This window comes from Paenibacillus baimaensis, assembly GCF_025567575.1.
In genome coordinates this window covers 247,294-264,184 of sequence record NZ_JAOQIO010000007.1, presented here as the reverse complement: position 1 = coordinate 264,184, position 16,891 = coordinate 247,294, and the positions used below count along the sequence as shown (strand labels likewise).

16 protein-coding genes and 1 riboswitch are annotated in these 16,891 nt (G+C 46.7%); of the genes, 14 read left to right on the top strand and 2 right to left on the bottom strand.

The features are described 5' to 3' along the window. Positions 1-6 precede the first annotated feature (6 nt). From OB236_RS02900 to OB236_RS02885, 4 genes are all read left to right on the top strand, one after another. The gene (locus tag OB236_RS02900) at positions 7-1,617 is read left to right on the top strand and encodes a type 2 periplasmic-binding domain-containing protein (protein WP_262682634.1); all 1,611 of its coding nucleotides are present in this window, start codon (positions 7-9) and stop codon (positions 1,615-1,617) included. Then, complete coding sequence (locus tag OB236_RS02895) at positions 1,614-3,065, top strand: sulfatase family protein (RefSeq protein WP_262682633.1); 1,452 nt, start codon at positions 1,614-1,616, stop codon at positions 3,063-3,065. The genes OB236_RS02900 and OB236_RS02895 overlap by 4 nt, the downstream gene beginning before the upstream one ends. 59 nt (positions 3,066-3,124) lie before the next feature. Next, positions 3,125-4,480, top strand: a complete 1,356-nt coding sequence (locus OB236_RS02890; RefSeq protein WP_262682632.1) for a sulfatase family protein — start codon at positions 3,125-3,127, stop codon at positions 4,478-4,480. A 157-nt stretch (positions 4,481-4,637) separates the two neighbouring features. After that, positions 4,638-5,312, top strand: coding sequence for an MBL fold metallo-hydrolase (locus tag OB236_RS02885; RefSeq protein ID WP_262682631.1), 675 nt, complete (start codon positions 4,638-4,640; stop codon positions 5,310-5,312). A 170-nt stretch (positions 5,313-5,482) separates the two neighbouring features. On the opposite strand, the gene OB236_RS02880 is transcribed toward OB236_RS02885, so the two are convergent. Next, entirely contained in the window at positions 5,483-6,022 is a 540-nt protein-coding gene (locus OB236_RS02880; RefSeq protein ID WP_076229578.1) for a hypothetical protein, read from the bottom strand. Positions 6,023-6,235: 213 nt separating this feature from the next. Further along, a riboswitch (cobalamin riboswitch) is annotated at positions 6,236-6,425 on the top strand. A gap of 142 nt (positions 6,426-6,567) precedes the next feature. Here OB236_RS02880 and OB236_RS02875 point away from each other — a divergent pair. From OB236_RS02875 to OB236_RS02840, 8 genes are all read left to right on the top strand, one after another. After that, positions 6,568-7,335, top strand: coding sequence for an energy-coupling factor ABC transporter permease (locus OB236_RS02875; protein WP_262682629.1), 768 nt, complete (start codon positions 6,568-6,570; stop codon positions 7,333-7,335). Further along, a complete protein-coding gene (locus tag OB236_RS02870; protein ID WP_076229580.1) occupies positions 7,332-7,616 on the top strand; it encodes an energy-coupling factor ABC transporter substrate-binding protein in 285 nt (94 codons plus the stop codon). The genes OB236_RS02875 and OB236_RS02870 overlap by 4 nt, the downstream gene beginning before the upstream one ends. Then, the gene (gene cbiQ, locus OB236_RS02865; protein WP_262682628.1) at positions 7,613-8,413 is read left to right on the top strand and encodes a cobalt ECF transporter T component CbiQ; all 801 of its coding nucleotides are present in this window, start codon (positions 7,613-7,615) and stop codon (positions 8,411-8,413) included. The genes OB236_RS02870 and cbiQ overlap by 4 nt, the downstream gene beginning before the upstream one ends. Before the next feature lie 5 nt (positions 8,414-8,418). Continuing rightward, positions 8,419-9,258, top strand: coding sequence for an energy-coupling factor ABC transporter ATP-binding protein (locus tag OB236_RS02860; RefSeq protein WP_262682627.1), 840 nt, complete (start codon positions 8,419-8,421; stop codon positions 9,256-9,258). Positions 9,259-9,396: 138 nt separating this feature from the next. After that, positions 9,397-9,849: a MarR family winged helix-turn-helix transcriptional regulator gene (locus tag OB236_RS02855; protein ID WP_076229583.1), complete on the top strand. Its 453-nt coding sequence runs from the start codon at positions 9,397-9,399 to the stop codon at positions 9,847-9,849. Positions 9,850-10,020: 171 nt separating this feature from the next. Then, positions 10,021-11,505 (top strand): spore germination protein, encoded by a 1,485-nt coding sequence (locus tag OB236_RS02850; protein ID WP_262682626.1) that lies wholly within the window; start codon positions 10,021-10,023, stop codon positions 11,503-11,505. A gap of 5 nt (positions 11,506-11,510) precedes the next feature. After that, entirely contained in the window at positions 11,511-12,707 is a 1,197-nt protein-coding gene (locus tag OB236_RS02845; RefSeq protein ID WP_262682625.1) for a Ger(x)C family spore germination protein, read from the top strand. A 5-nt stretch (positions 12,708-12,712) separates the two neighbouring features. Beyond that, positions 12,713-13,816 carry a GerAB/ArcD/ProY family transporter gene (locus OB236_RS02840; protein WP_262682624.1) on the top strand — a complete coding sequence of 368 codons (1,104 nt, stop codon included), beginning with the start codon at positions 12,713-12,715 and terminating at the stop codon, positions 13,814-13,816. A gap of 434 nt (positions 13,817-14,250) precedes the next feature. Here the strand turns inward: OB236_RS02840 and OB236_RS02835 are convergent, their stop codons facing one another. Next, positions 14,251-14,739, bottom strand: coding sequence for a glutathione peroxidase (locus tag OB236_RS02835; protein WP_076229588.1), 489 nt, complete (start codon positions 14,737-14,739; stop codon positions 14,251-14,253). A 209-nt stretch (positions 14,740-14,948) separates the two neighbouring features. Here OB236_RS02835 and OB236_RS02830 point away from each other — a divergent pair, with 209 nt between their 5' ends. Together OB236_RS02830 and OB236_RS02825 are read left to right on the top strand one after the other, a co-directional pair. After that, positions 14,949-15,647 carry an ABC transporter ATP-binding protein gene (locus OB236_RS02830; protein WP_240415110.1) on the top strand — a complete coding sequence of 233 codons (699 nt, stop codon included), beginning with the start codon at positions 14,949-14,951 and terminating at the stop codon, positions 15,645-15,647. Positions 15,648-15,664: 17 nt separating this feature from the next. Continuing rightward, positions 15,665-16,885, top strand: a complete 1,221-nt coding sequence (locus tag OB236_RS02825) for an ABC transporter permease (protein ID WP_262682621.1) — start codon at positions 15,665-15,667, stop codon at positions 16,883-16,885. Positions 16,886-16,891: the final 6 nt, after the last annotated feature.

Here is a 16,891-nt window from a genome sequence, read left to right as displayed (position 1 = left end):
TTACAGATGAGTGAGAAGCATACAACCAGAGAACATGCGACTGTAAAGGAGGAAATGAGCAATATCACGAAAACCGGCTTCCAGAAAATGAGTATACAGAAAACAGGCGTACAGAAAACAACCGCAGCGGTGCTTTCCACTTTGTGCCTGGCAGGAGCTTTGACCGCTTGCAGTCCTACGGCCGACAATAAGAACACGGATGCAGCCAAAGCGGGAACTGCACCTGCAACGACAGAGCCGCTTAAGCTATCAGTGCTTGTTAATTTTATCGGGGAAGCTCCACAGCCTGGCAATGAAGTGGTTAAAGCGATTGAGAAGTATACGAACAGTGAAATCGAAGTGCAGTGGCTGACTGATATTAAAGAAAAGCTGCCGGTGATGGTTGCTTCGGGAAGCTTGCCTAAGGTCGTTTCCGTAACGAACAGTCAGATGAAGCTGCCGTACATGGTGTCCGCGCTGCGTGGTGACACATTCTGGAATCTAACCACCTATATCAAAAGCTATCCGAACCTATCGCAAATTAATCCGTTGATTTATCAAAATACTTCGTTAGATGGTCAGGTTTACGGTCTGCCCGCTGTTCGTCCGGTAAGCCGGGCTGCTATAACCTATCGTGCGGATTGGTTCAAGAAGCTGGGGCTTAAGGAGCCCAAAACTCTCGATGAATTTTATGACGTTCTGAAGGCAATCGCAACGAAGGACCCGGATGGTGATGGCAAGGATAATACGTATGGATTTATTGAATACAAAAGTCTTGGTATCGTAGACCGTGCAGCCATTTGGCTCGGCGCGCCTAACGAATGGGGGGTACAGAACGGCAAGCTCGTTTATGCGCCTTCGACCGATGCTTATTTGCAATCGCTGCAGTTTGTCAAAAAGCTGTATGATGAGAAGCTCATAAATCGGGATTTTGCAGTTATGGAGAAGTCCGCCTGGGAGTCTGCCTTTGCCGAAGGAAAGGGGGGGATGCTGTCCAATATTACAGACACAGCGTTCAAGCTGGAGGAGCAAATGAAAAAATCCAATCCGCAGGTCGAGCTCGGGATGTTCAATAGGCTGCCGGACCTTAAGGGAGGACCGACCAAGGCGGAGAACGGTTCCAACGGTATTTTCTCGTTTCCTAAATCGAGCGTGAAATCGGAAGCAGAGCTAAAGCGAATATTGACGTTTTTTGATAAGCTGGCGGAGCCGGAAATGGCGACCTTGTTCAAATGGGGCTTAGAGGGTAAGCATTACAAGCAGGTTAATGGCAAGCCGGTATACATCGATGCGAAAATTTATAATAAAGAGGTATTGCCTTATCAGAAGCTGATGGCAGTAGAAGCGGGCAAAGCGCTCCAGGGCAATGATCCAGCTCTGGTCGTCAAGGGTGAGCAGCTCAACAAGGATAATGAGAAATACGCTGTTCCCAACGCAGCGGAAGCACTTATCTCCGATACGTATTCGGAAAAAGGTGGACAGCTGGATAAGCTGATTGAGGATGCCAAAACCAAATTTGTGATGGGAAAAATCGACGAGGAAGGCTGGAAGCAAGCACTGGAGCAATGGCGTAAAAACGGCGGTGATAAAGTGGCAGCAGAATTTACGTCAGCTTATGAAAAGGTGAACAAGAAATGACCTTGTCAAGCGCATCGAAGCGTCCTAATTTGCTGCTCATTATGACTGATCAGCATCGGGCAGATTGGCTTGGCTGCGCCGGTCAGGCTGGTGTGCACACGCCGAACATCGATGCTCTGGCCGCCCGGGGAATTCGCTTCACCCGTGCAGCCTGCAACAGTCCGGTATGTGCACCGAGTCGGGCTTCCATAGCTTCCGGGCAATATCCGCACCGGACCGGGGTGCTGCATAACAAGCACAATTACCCCGCAGGCGCTCCCACGTATTATCAGGTGCTTCGTAAAGAAGGCTACCGCGTAGGTGTAGTCGGTAAAACCGATCTACATAAGGCGGATCATTACTACGGCCTGGACGGAGATCTGCCATTGCTGTATCACTTTGGTTTTACGGACCCGCACGAAACGGAGGGCAAAGGAAATGCTTCCAAGTCTGGCGAAGCAGATGCTTCCAGATCCGCTGCTGCCAGTGCCTCCAAGCCGAATGCAGCTGATAAGGGCAAGCTGCGAGAATTTCGAATAGCCGGTCCATACCAGTCGTATTTGCAGCAGCAGGGTCTGCTGGTAACGTTTTTGGAAGAGCGCAGGTCACGTGCGGGTCAACCGGTATGGCATACAGAAGCTACCCGCCTGCCCCCAGAGCATTTCCATGACAGCTATATCGGGTGTCAGGCCTGCAAATTTGTGGAGCAAGTGCCTGATGATGCGCCATGGCATCTGTTCGTCAGCTTCGTCGGTCCGCACAATCCATGGGATGCGCCTGCTGCTTATGTGGATCGATACGCAGACAATGTGTATTCGTCTGACAGTGAAGGCCAAGCTGAGGGCAAGCCATCATGGATTGCCGAACGCGTGCAGCGCCAATCAGGTAATATGACAGAGCACGCGCTGCAAAAGGTCAAGCAGCACTATGCAGGTGCCATCCAGCTTATCGACGATTGCGTCGGGGAGCTGCTGGAGCGGATTGACCAGCGTGGATTCACGGACAATACAATCGTCGTGTTTTGCGCGGATCACGGAGAAATGCTGGGCGATCATGGCATGTTCCTCAAGACGGTGTTCTATGAAGGTGCGCTGCGGGTACCGCTTATTATCGCAGACCCACGGTCCTCACGTCAGGGTGAGGTAAGCGACGCTCTGGTCGAATTAACGGATCTGCATCCGACCTTTCTCGATTGGGCCGAGTTGGATTACAGCAGGAACGCCCTTGATGGCAAATCACTGCTTCCTTTGCTGAACGGGAAGACGGACGAACACAAGTCCTACCAAATCAGTGAGCTGCTGAACGGTCGTATGATTGGCGACAAGAAATATAAATATATTGAAAATTATAACGATCTGCAGGAGCTGTATGATCTGGAAGCCGATCCGGGCGAACGGCGGAATCTTGCTTCCGAGCTTCCCGGGGTTGCCTCCAAATGGTTAAAGAAGCTCAAGCAGGCGTGCAAATAAAAACGCACATGTGTCATAAATAAACGAAGCGAATCCGCTGTAGAGGTGGGGAAGTTTACTTGAAGAAACCGAACGTATTGTGGATATTTGGCGATCAGCTAAGGGCTCAGGCATTGGGCTTGAACAAAGATCCGAATGTACGTACACCAGAGATCGATAGGCTTGCACAGGAGGGTGTTCATTTCAACAGTGCTGTTGCGGGAACACCTTGGTGTACACCTTTTCGTGGTGCGCTGCTGACCGGCATTTATCCCCACAGATCCGGCATCAGGGGAAATCATGATGGGCTGCCGGAAAGTATCCCTACGATTGCACACTCGCTTAAGGCGAACGGGTATCGCACCTGCTGGATTGGCAAATGGCATTTAGCTGGACGAAATCAAGGGAACGCGGAATCCGTGGAGGAACCGTCCAAAGATTCACTTAGAATCATTCCTAATCACCGCCGAGGCGGCTTTGAGGATTGGTTTGCCTATGAAAATAACAACAAGCCTTTTGATTGCTGGGTGCATACGGACCGTGAGGACAGTACCACGGAATCGTTCCGGGTACCAGGCTACGAAACGGATGGACTAACGGATTTATTGATCAACTGGATCGAGAAACGTACACGCACAGACGATGAAAAGCCTTTCTTCGCGGCATTATCCGTCCAGCCCCCGCATTCTCCTTACGAGGCTCCAGCAGAAGACTTGCGAAGGCATCCAGCTAACAGTATCCTGTTTCGTCCAAATGTTCCGGACGTCGGATGGGTGCGTGAGCAGGCGGGACGGGAGCTGTCCGGCTACTATGCGGCTGTCGAGAGACTGGATTGGAACCTGGGTAGAATCCGCGAAGCGCTGGATCGTTTGGGAATTAAGGAGCATACCTACATTGTGTTTTTCAGTGATCACGGGGACATGCACGGTTCGCATGGACAATTCCGCAAAAGCTGTCCTTGGGAGGAAGCGATTCGTATCCCTTTTATTATAGGAGGACCAGATAGACTGCCAGGTGTTTCTGCAGTGACAGATGCACTCATCAACCATGTCGATATCGCTCCGACGACGCTTGGCTTGTGCGGGATACCGACACCTGGAGGGATGGAAGGCTACGATTATTCGGGAATCGTAACGGGACGTGTCCATAGAAAGCAGCAGGAGGCTCCTGACAGCGCCTATTTGAGTCTGGTCGTTCCATCCAATGTGCGCGATGGCATGGATCGGCCCTTCCGGGGGATTGTAACACGTGACAGATGGAAATATGTAGTGCTGGAGCAGCAGCCATGGCTGCTGTTTAACTTGAACGATGACCCTTATGAGCAGGTTAATTTGGCGCATATTCGTCGTTATCATCACATAAGGGAGCCGCTGCATCAGCGTTTACTGCAGTGGGCGGCCCATACGGAGGATGCCTTTCCTTTTCCGACCCTGTAGGGCGATCAGGAGAATGATACACATTTGCCTCCGCATCCGCTCTAGGTTAACATTAAATAATCAGTACTCACGCGGAAGCCATGGGAACAAGGTAGACAGTCGATGGTGCTCCATTGGAGAAGCTGTTCAAATCAATACGATGATGGAGGTGCAGGACATGGCAGCAGGCTCAGGAATTAAAGCTGTACAGTGGTCGATGCAAGCAGGTGAACATACGTTTGCCGTTCATGCTGCATTACTATGGGATGAGAACGATGGCATTCTTGTGGATACAGGAATTCCCGGTCAGCTGGAGGTGATTCGGGCTTCACTTGCTCAGGAAGCGGTTCCCTTTGACAAGCTTACAAAAATCATTATTACTCATCAGGATTTGGATCATATCGGCAGTCTGCCTGAGCTGCTCTCGGCTTCAGAGGGACAGATTGAGGTTTTCGCACATGAATTGACCAAGCCTTACCTATTAGGGGAAGTACCCATCATAAAAAGAGGTGTTCTTGTGCCGCCTTCCAAGGTTGATGTGGCGCTTCAGGATGGTGATGAGCTTCCTTATTGCGGGGGGATTCAAGTGATTTTCACCCCGGGTCATACACCGGATCATATCAGCCTTTATCACAAGCCAAGTAAAACCTTGATATCCGGCGACGCCTTGACCTCACAGGATGGTGTGCTGATGCCGCCTAACAAAGCATTTACACCCGATATGGAGCAGGCACTCAGCTCGGTCGCCAAGCTGCTCGATTATGATATTGAGACCGTCATTACGTATCATGGTGGTGTTTGCACAGAACGGATTCAGGAGCGACTTGCTGCAATTGCAGCGGGCGAGCAATAATAAAATAGAAGAATTGGGATCGGCGGGTAAACCCCGTCGGTCTTTTTGTACTTCCATCACAGCCTTGGATGGGATGCTCAGGACTCAGTTGGGCAGTGAAATCACAAACATCCCATCTGGCTTATCTGAGCAGGACAGGATGTAGGTATTTGTTGGAAAATGGTACTGCTTTAGTTTCTCGATTTCTGGATGATCTCCGTGGCAGGTGGTTCCTTAAGGATTCGGGTTACAGTTAAAGCTTTAAGACGCAGCTGCTCTGCAGCCTCATTAAAGCGGATAAGCCATGTGAACTGCTCCAATCTGCTAATCAGCCAGAGCGGGATGAGCAGACCTGCCAGCGAAGCCAACACAGCTATGGGCAGTGCCCATAGACTGTCAGGATGGGCGAAGTAAGGAATGAACGAAACCGCTAATATGGGAGCGGCATTCCATTTGAACACTTGGATCAACGATATCGTTACAATTGCAGTTGCAAAAAATGAGACGGCCCCGGTATTAATTGTATAAAAGAAGCTTCCGAGCGATACTGCAATGATAGCTCCGATAATGATGCGTACAACATCTTTGAGCTGGCCTATTCGGTGTATGAACAAGAAGCTGAATGCGCCGAGCGTTGGATAAAATACCATCTTTAATGAAGGAAAATGGATAGATGCCCAATAAGCGGTCATAAGATAGCAGCAAATGATAAGCGAACGCAAAAAAAACATGAATTGCTAACTTCCTTTCTCATGAAACGGATTAAACCGATCTCTTGACTTGGCATTTTTAATTTTACAAATGGTTACACTCGATGTCAATCATTTAATGACACGACTACAGATGCTTTTGTACGGTCTGATTGTGTCATGTTTTTATAAATTTATGCTACGGAACAGGAAAATCGTTGTCGATATCGAATATAAGGTACTCAACAGCAAATCAAAAGCATACATGAATTAGGTGCCCATTAGACAATAAGGGGTAACAGGGAATCGGGTGCAACTCCCGAGCGGTCCCGCCACTGTATTCGGGGAGTTTTTTTTCATGCAGGTCACTCGGTAATGTATCGGGGAAGACGGAAGAAAACGAAGATCCGAAAGCCAGGAGACCTACCTAATTTAATCACCCGACAGCCTTCGCGGAAAGGAGTGGTGTACAAACGATGAAACGGCGATCCCGCAGGATCCTGTTTTATATTGTGATGTACCCATGACCAATTCTAAAGGATTGGTTTTTTTGTTTCGCCTATTATGGGAAAGAGAGGATTTAGAGAATGAAAGCAAAAAAGATGTTTCGAGCCTTATTAGTGGTTGTGGCCTTTACCTTGTATTTTGTTGTTAACGAGCCTCAATCTGCCTATGCGATGCACATTATGGAGGGGTTCCTGCCACTGGGCTGGGCTGTGTTCTGGTGGGTTGTGTTTATTCCCTTTTTCATACTCGGATTACGCGCCTTGGTCAAAATCAACAAGGAAACACCGGAGTTGAAAATTATGCTGGGTCTGGCGGGTGCTTTTACTTTCGTGCTGTCAGCTCTTAAGATCCCTTCGGTAACGGGAAGCAGCTCGCATCCAACGGGGACAGGCTTGGGTGCCGTGATGTTCGGACCTCTGCCAATGAGCGTGCTCGGATCTATCGTACTGTTGTTTCAAGCGCTGCTGCTGGCACACGGCGGTTTGACAACACTTGGAGCAAATGCCTTCTCCATGGCGGTTGCAGGACCAATGGTAGGTTATGTCATTTATAAATGGCTGATGAACACAACAGGCAAGCAAAAGCTGGCCATATTCTCGGCAGCTGCATGTGCCGATCTGTCCACTTATGTGGTAACCTCGATTCAATTGGCGTTGGCTTTTCCTGCGGAAAATGGCGGCTTCCTGGCTTCGTTCATCAAGTTCGGCGGTGTGTTTGCGATCACCCAAATTCCTCTGGCTATCAGTGAAGGTCTGCTCACGGTATTGATTTGGAACTGGCTGCAGGCCTACAGCTCTGAGGAGCTGTCCATTCTTCAACGCAAAATGAAAGGAGTTAAGCAGCCATGACAAGTCGTACTAAAAATATACTTATGCTGACAGCTGTAGTGCTGTTGGCGGTTCTTCCGCTGATTCTGGTCAATGGTGAATTTGGCGGAGCGGACGATGCTGCCGAACAGATCATCGCAGAGCTTCATCCTGGCTATAAGCCGTGGTTCTCATCGCTTGTCGAACCTCCTCCCGAAACGGAAAGCATGCTCTTCGCACTTCAGGCGGCAATTGGTGCAGGCTTCATCGGCTATGCGATCGGCTGGTTCAAGGGTAAATCGGTTAAGCCGAATAAACAATGATCAAGCTGATTGATACACTATCCTATAAGAATCGGCTGCGGTCCGTGTCTCCTGCGTGGAAATGCGGTTTTGCGGCCGTTCTGTTCGTAGGCGCATATTTGTCGCATCCCGTTGTACAGCTCTGCCTTGCAGGCTGGATGCTCGTATGGACTGTTTTTTATGCCCGAATCCCTTTTAAATCCTATATCCTGCTGATAGGGCTTCCTTGTTTATTTTATGTGACCAGCCTGCCTGCCATTGTGATCGAGATCGGAACGCAGTCCAGAGATTCGATAGCGGCAGTAAGCACGAATCAAGTGCTTTTTACATTTATGAATTGGACATGTTATATGACGGAAGCAGGCTTGCATCAAGCGGGCTATTTATTTGCAAGAGTCGTTGCTTGTCTTTCCTGTCTTACCTTTGTGATGCTGACAACGCCGATGTCCGAGTTGTTTCAGGTGATGAACAAGCTGAGAATGCCCACATTGGTATTGGAAATTATGCTGATTATGTACCGTTTTCTTTTCCTGCTGTCAGAAACGGCGCAGCACATGTATACAGCCCAAAAAGCGAGAGGCGGTCAGTCCGGGTTCCGCGGCAGGCTGAACGACACGGCGATTTTAATCGTTCGCTTGTTTGGCAAGACTATGCAGAGGTATAGAGCACTGTCCCATGGCCTGATAGCCCGGGGTTTTACGGATGAGATTCGGATGGCTCCTTATATGGCTAAGCCCGTTGCGCCTCGTTACTGGTTGGAAAGCTGGATCGGAGTAAGCCTCTTATTAGGGCTGGAGTGTTGGATTCGATGGAGGTAACAGTAATGAAATCGATCTTAGAAGCAAGAGATGTACATTACAGGTATCCCGGTACGGATACGGAAGCTCTTCAGGGACTGAAGATGAGTATACCCAAGCATAAGAAAACTGCCATTTGCGGCCATAATGGCTCCGGTAAATCAACTTTTTTCCTTCAGGCGATTGGTATACACCGTCCTGTGGTCGGAGAAATGCGGTGGCATGATACTCCGCTATCGTATCGTCCGGAGGCTCTCAAAAAACTTCGCCAGCAGATCGGTCTTGTGTTTCAGGACCCCGAGCAGCAGTTGATTCTGAGCACGCCGTTTGAAGATATATCCTATGGTTTGCGCAACGCCGGGATGGCTGAACAGGAAATCGCGCTGCGAACCCGTCGTATGCTGACGGCTATGGGTCTGGAGCATCTGGCGGACAAGCCGATTCACCATTTGAGCTTGGGCCAGAAGAAACGGGTAGCGCTTGCCGGAGTACTTGTGCTTGAGCCTGAGCTGCTGATGTTGGATGAACCTACAGCGTATCTGGATCGTTTGTCCGAGCAGCAGCTGGTCGAGGAATTGGATCGGATTCATGAGAACGGCATTACGATCGTGATGGCCACACATGATATGAATCTGGCTTATTCATGGGCGGATTGGATTCTGGTTATGGATCATGGACAATGTGTAATGCAAGGCACACCGCATGAGCTATTTCAGCATGAAGAGCGGATTCAGTCACTCAGTCTCGAACTGCCGCTGCTGCTGGAGCTGTGGCAGGCTTTGCCCGAATCCATCCGTAAGGATGTTACCCCTCCACGTACGATTGAGGAATTTAAGCTCCTGATGGCTGTGTCTTCCCAAGGGTGAAATAGCGGATAACAGCAATTTCCAATCCTTAATTAAGTTGTGTGCAATTAAATTTTGAAAGATTGTTAAATTGAGCTATACTATGGAGTATAATAACGATAAATAATAGCTGTGATCTGCGAGAAGGAGTGATTCATAATGTCAGAGAATGAAGAAATGATCAAGCTGGAAAATTTACTTTGTTTTACGATTTATGCATCCTCACGTGAAATCACTCGCTTGTATAGGCCGGTTCTGGACAAATTTGGCCTTACTTATCCACAGTATCTGGTTTTGGTCGTTCTGTGGGAGGTTGGTCATTGTACCGTAACGGAGCTTGGAGAAAAGCTGCTGCTCGATTCAGGGACATTAACGCCGCTTCTGAAGCGTATGCAGGAAGCTGATTTAGTGCTTCGTAAGCGTTCCCTGGAGGATGAGCGTAAAGTCGAAGTCAGCTTAACCGCCAAGGGTGAATCGTTGAAACCGCAGCTGCAGCGTGCGCCGGAAACCATATTTGCTGATATTTGCAAAACCGAAGCTAATTATGTTGAAATGCTTGGACAGTTGAAAGAGCTATTAGCCGATGTCCGTGAAGCCACACGTGTCGATTGACATAAATACAGGGGATACTTGAATATAACCGGAGTTTTTTGGTTTTTCACAAAAAATTTCCGGTTTTTTATTGTCTTTACATACTATTTATCCATATATCAACCGACGGTTTACGTTTATTTTCACAAAGAGAGGGAGATATTAAAAGCGAATACAAAAAAATTCGGAGGGTTGGCGTTAACCATTTCCAATATGACAACTATGTATGATAAAAATGAGTCCGATGCTTTTTTTGATCAACTGATTAATGTCATAGGAAATCCACCGGACTTAATATATCAAACTTTTGCACTAAGCGCGGACGTTCAGGGGTGCTATTTATTTATCGAAACCTTGGTGGACAAGAATAAAATTGATAACAATGTTCTGCGGTTTTTTTCGGAGGCTCAAATGTTTGATGGTTTGGAGAACGGCTTGAATCTCGTGGAAAACTTAAAGAACACCATTCCTATTGTTGCAACGACGACAACTTATGATTTGGACTCTTGCGTACAAGGCCTTTTGGAAGGAAAATGTTTGTTTTCTATCCCTGGGGCAGACGAAGTGCTATTATTCGATGTTGCTCATTTTCCTCATCGTGCCGTAGCGGAAGCTAAAACAGAGACGACTGTTCAGGGACCAAATGAGGCTTTTAATGAGCACCTGACGACCAATCTGGGCTTGCTGCGAAAAAGAATTCAATCCTCAAATTTTCGAGTCGAACAAATGAAGCTGGGCACGTCCACTGAATCGAGAGTTTTGCTGAGTTACATGCAGGATCTCGCACCGACCGAAGTAGTAAATGAATGTCGTAACCGCATTCGGGCTATTGAAACAGATAGTATTCTGGACAGTACCTATATTGTGGAATGGATTGCTGACAAAACATTCATTCCCTTTCCTTTGATCATGAAAACGGAACGGCCCGATGTCACGGTTTCACATATATTGGAAGGCAGGGTAGCTATTTTGGTCGATGGGAGTCCAATAGCGCTGATCGGACCTGTTACTTTTTTTCAATATTTTAAGTCGCCTGAAGATTATTTCCAAAGAGCGGATGTCGCCACTTTTATGCTCTGGATCAGGTTTTTGGCTTACTTGATGGCCATATTCGTCCCAGCACTTTATATTGCTGTTACCTTATACCAACAAGCATTGATTCCACCTATGCTTCTTGTAAGCCTATCTGCACAGAGGGAAGGAGTTCCGTTTCCTTCATATGTGGAAGCCTTTTTGATGACGGGTATATTTGAGGTACTGCGTGAAGCCGGTTTGCGAATGCCACGAATTGCGGGTCAAGCGATCTCGATTGTGGGAGCACTTGTATTAGGGGAAGCCGCGGTACAGGCTGGTTTTGTATCGGCCGCGATGGTTATTGTTGTAGCTGTTACCGCTATCACGAGCTTTGTAGCCCCATATTATAACTTTGGCTTGTCGCAGCGATTTCTCATGTATGCTTACATGATATTGGCCGGATTTATGGGATTATACGGGATCTTATGCGGTGTCCTTTTTACTATTGTGCACCTCGTTTCACTGAAATCGTTCGGTGTTCCATTTATGGCTCCTGTAGCACCAACGTTTCTTTCGGATTGGAAGGACACGCTAATTCGCGTGCCAAGATCACGGATGAAAACCTATCCTCGCATGAATCATACAAAACGCAAAAAAAGGTGAAACTCATGAACTTCAAACGTTTTCTCAGGTATTGTAAAGGTTACTTGATGATCATTTCTTGCCTTTGTTTGACAGGTTGCTGGGATATGGTGGAAGTGAATCAGCTTGCTATTGTAAACTTTATCGGATTGGACAAAAATCCAGATACCGGATTGTATACCGTTTATTATCATATTATTAATCCTTCAGGGATAGCTACACAAAAAACGTCGGGGATCAATTCTCCTATATATTCGTATCGTATCGAATCAAAGACCATTGGAGAGATTTATGATAAAATGCTCGACAAGATTCCAAGGCGGCCTTTTTTCGACCATTATCAGTCATTGGTTGTGACCGAAAGGACTGCTAAAGAAGGAGTAGAGGAGCTTATTAATTATTTGGTCAAGCATTCGGACAACCGATCCACTATCCACTTGTTCGTAACCACTTCTCGACTCTCTGACATTATGGATACATATACGACCCTGGAGAGGATGCCAGGCAGGGTTATACATACTATCGTTGAAAATCAGTTCAAGCAATCAGGTCGGGCAAGCAAGCAATCGCGAGTCAAAGATCTGGTTGAGAATATGGAAGGTTCTTCACTTACCATACTTCCCCTTATTACACTATCGAGCTCACAGCCCAAACCCACCACTAATCGTTATGAACAAATTGATGCAAATAAGGGAAACATTGCACTGGACGGAGGCGCCGTATTCAAAGCGGGCCAGATGATTGGGAAATTAAAAACGTCGGAGATGCCCTTGGTCAATTTGTTGAATGGGCAAATTACGACTTTTCACCAATTATTAAGCTTAGATGGGGGGCATGTCAATGTCCGGGCTATGGCTATTAAGGTACGCAAGAAAATATTAATACAAGCCGGCCAACCGGTTTTGAAGATCGATATCAAGGCGAAACTTGATATTCTAGAAAATTCTCAAACTACGAAGTTGACTGTTCAAAATCTGGATGAAATCAAAAAAAAGTTCAACGAACAAGTCTCAGAGGAAGCTCACCGTTTTTATGAGAAAACTAAACAAAACGGTTGGGACATTCTTGATGTCGAGGAACAAATCAAACGAAATCAAGTAAAAATCGGAGAAGTCACCTCAAAAGATAAAAATATATTGGACGAAACACGTCTTGAAATTACCGTAAATTGCATCATACAAACTGTCGGTGATACTATAGATCCGTTTAAAAAGAAAAGGTGATGACGATGGAGGAAGCACGCATCAGCAGGTGGCAGTTTTTTCTATTGACATTGAATTATACAATTGGCACCTCTTTCTTTATTAGACCAGGAGGTATTATTGCCTCAACCAAGCAAGATGGCTGGATCATTCCGTTATTAGCGGGAACCATTGCTTTATTGATCGTCTGTTTGTGGTTGACACTGGCAAAAGCCAATCTTGGGTTAAGTATCGTGCAAATTTGCATAAAGGTGCTCGGGAAACCAGTGGGAGGATTCTTTGCGCTGCTTTATATCTGGTATTTTGTGCAGACGGCTGGCTGGGTCACTCGAAATCTTGGTGATTTCATGAAGACTCTTGTTATGCCGCGTACGCCAATCTCTGTATTTCATCTCATGCTACTATTAATCGTTTGTTATGCCGCTATCAAAGGAATTGAGACTATAGCAAGAGTTAGTGAATTCTTGACCCCATTTGTCTTAATTGTTGTAGTGATTATCTATTTATTAACCTTATCCGAATGGCGGACGGATCGCTTGTGGCCCATGTTTCAGACGGATGCCTGGCAGATGATAATCAATTCAACCACTGTTATCGGATTTCCTTACATGGAATCTGTTTGTCTTATGATGCTGGCTCCTTATGTGAAAAATGGGGTCAAGTCAGGTTTGTTATATGGTATAGCTATGGGGACGATTCTGTTAAGCGGGATTGTTTTTGTGACCATAGGTGTTCTTGGAGTGACTCGTGCATCTCATTCTACGTACCCACTGTATATCATTGTTCAGGAGCTCAAAATTGCCGAATTCATCGACCATGTGGAATCGACAATTGTGATTGTCTGGCTAATCTGGATTTTCCTCAAGCTCTGTACGGCCTACTACTGTGCTGTGCTGGGCATCTGTCAATTATTTCGAGTCAACGACAGGACATGGATCGCAGTGCCCCTTATCCTGCTTGTCTCCGGGCTCGCGATTTCATTTAACGATAACGTAGTGGAAAATATAGAGTGGGATAAACGATACATTTTTCTATATTCCTGTTTTTATGGAATTGGAATCCCTGTTTTGCTCCTCTTGATGACCTGGTTCCGGAAAAGTCGCAGCAAAAGTAAGGAAGGCTTATTGTGATCTGGTTTATTGTATGTTTTATGGTCGGGTTTGTTGGGAGTTTTATCATGATGTTACGAAAGAGAAAATCGGTTAAGGAATTGAGCCTTTTTGCAGCTCTTTCGTTGCTTAGTTTTATAGTTTGGATGGGTATTTTTCTTCAACAAAAACTCAATCCGAATGAATGGATAGGAAGATTGATCGATTGGATGAAAATGTAGAAGCTATTACTTGCCAAAGAGCCCACAGGTCCTTGTGGGCTCCAGACACTTGGACCATGAGAATTGTGTAAATCGGTTCGTTCCGAAACTTTCTGGAATCAAACAACGCTTTGTGCTCCAAACAAATGCTATCCGCCTTTAACTCCCACGCTCGTATTTCCATTTTTCGAAGATACCTTTAACTCAACTCTACGAGTCCCAAATATTCAACTTTCTTTGCTTGCTGGGGAGGAATTATATCAATCCCGTTAGTAGACCCTCCAGATCCTTCTCTACAGCTGAAGGTTTATCAGCAGATCCGTATCTTTTCAATACATGGCCTTCACTGTCTACGAGAAACTTGGTGAAATTCCACTTGATCGATTCTGAGCCGAGAATACCTGTGGCTTCTTTCTTGAGATACTTGTACAGTGGGGCCGCGTTAGCTCCATTCACATCTATTTTATCAAATAAGGGAAAAGTAACACCAAAATTAATTTCGCAAAAGCTCTGGATATCCTCATTGGAGCCTTGCTCGCCTCTGCCAAATTGGTTGCAGGGGAATCCGAGAATTTCCAGTCCGCTATCCTTATATTGCAGATATAACGCTTGAAGCTCCTTGTACTGTGGAGTGAAGCCGCATTTGCTTGCCGTGTTCACAATCAGCATAACCTTTCCTTTATAATCTCCAATGGATTTCATCTCGCCTTTGGTTGTTTTCACGGTATAATCATAAATCGACATCTCGCTCATCCCTCTCTCAGGTTATAGTTGCACATCATCAGGCTGGAAATGCTATAACCCGATTATAAAACGAATTATAATTGTTGTCAATTTAATTGTGCACAATATAAATTTGAACTCATAACGCAAAAGATGATTTATTTGGAATTGTGCATTATACTTTGAGAAGATGCAGGAAGGGACAGTGAAAGCAAGTGGTCAAAGAACGATTGGCAGTGTTGAAAGTGCATATTGAGCAAGCGGGCTACGAAGGTCAATCCGACGTGATCAAGCAAATTCAATTTGATGTACGGCAAGGTGAACTCGTCGGTTTGCTGGGCCCGAACGGAGCAGGAAAAAGTACTACGATCAAGAGTATTCTGGGCTTGCTCAAGGATTTTAAAGGAGAGATCACCTTTATGGGTGAGAAGAAAAGCTATGCGTATATCCCCGAGCATCCGATTCTTTATGACGAGCTGACACTTTGGGAGCATATGGAGTTTGCAGCTGCTGTGTATGAACTGGATCGGGACGTATTTCTGGAAAGAGCGGATGATTTGCTGCGCCGCTTCAGGCTGCTGGATGAAAAGCATCATCTGCCAGGCAAATTCTCCAAGGGCATGCAGCAAAAAATCATGCTCATCCTGGGATTCCTGAATAAGCCGGATGTCTACATTGTGGACGAGCCTTTTATTGGATTGGATCCCAAGGCGATCAAGGATTTTCTCGGTATGCTTGATGATGAACGGCAGCGGGGAGCGGGTATCCTGATGAGCACGCATGTGCTGGATACGGCTGAACGGATTTGTACCTCTTTTGTGCTTTTATCGGGTGGCAGACTGGTAGCAAACGGAACACTGCATGATATTCAACAGCAGTCCGGCTTACCTGATGCTCCCTTATTCGATTGCTTTCACTCCTTGCTATGATGGGGGGACGGGGCACATTGACGAGCAGCTGGCGATTATTTGTTCGAAGAGTAGGTTCGGATTGGAGCTATCAATATAAAGCGCTGCGGCTTGCCGTGGACTGGATTGTAGCTTTGTATGTTGTCATTCCCTTGATGCTTGTGGCAGGTTATCACTATATAACATGGCTCCACACGCCTCCTGCGTGGTTTCATTTGTTTACGTTACCGATGGTTGCAGCGGTATTGTATGTATTTACCTGGATGGGGACGATACGTTATTTTGTTGAGGAGGGGGATCAGCTCTTTCTCAGGCAAAATCAAAGCTGGTTCCGCCATTTGATGGTTCTCGGCTATAGATATTCTCTGGTTCTGCAGGGCGTCACAACCTTACTGCTGGTAGCTTTGCTGCTGCCTTTGTTATACCAGAACTTCTCCTTTACAGCTGCTGCGGTTGCGAACTTGTTTGTTCTGACCTATTTGTTAAAAGTAACTTTGGGATTAGCCCGTCAGCTGCTTGCTCTCCATCTGTACGGAATCGTTCTTTGGTTATTGCGGATTATATTATTTACGGGCGCTTTCTTCTTATATGAGGATATCGTTGCTCACATTATTGAGCAGCCTGTGTTCAGCTGGTGCGGGATGCTGGTGCTATTAGTGCTGTTTGTTGTTCTTAGCCGAGTACGACTGGCCCAGAAGGGTGCCTTTTTTGCCGATATTGCCAGAGAGAGCGATTCCCGGATGAGGATTGTATCACTGATGCTGATTCGGGTCGTTAAACGGAGGATCAGACCGACACGCAAGTATCCATTACTGTTTGGAAGATCGCAGCGATTGTTCCGTGGTGCAGGCGCGGCCAGCGGACTGTCTGATTTTTTGGCCAAATCGTATTTTCGCAGCGGGACGCAATGGAGATTTACTGTACAGTTTGCGGTGGTGATGGGAGCGGCCTTGTTTTTTTTACCGGGAACACTCAAGATCGTGATCTGGGTCGTGGCTGCGTGTATGTTGGCCTATTGGAGAAAACGGTTCTGTAAAGAAGAGATGAACGCTTCGTTTTTGAAGCTGTTTGACATTCAGGATGCAGCCAAGCATCAAGCGCTTCAAGCCGTAACTCCCATTCTGGTGATGCCAGCTCTGCTGCTTATCAGCTTATGTGCAGGTATTTCCATGTTTACCTGGTGGGGACCCCTGCTGATGCTCGGAGCTGCTGTACCGCTAGCCTATGGATCATCTTCTGTGTTTACGAGCTGGTACTAGGGGAGG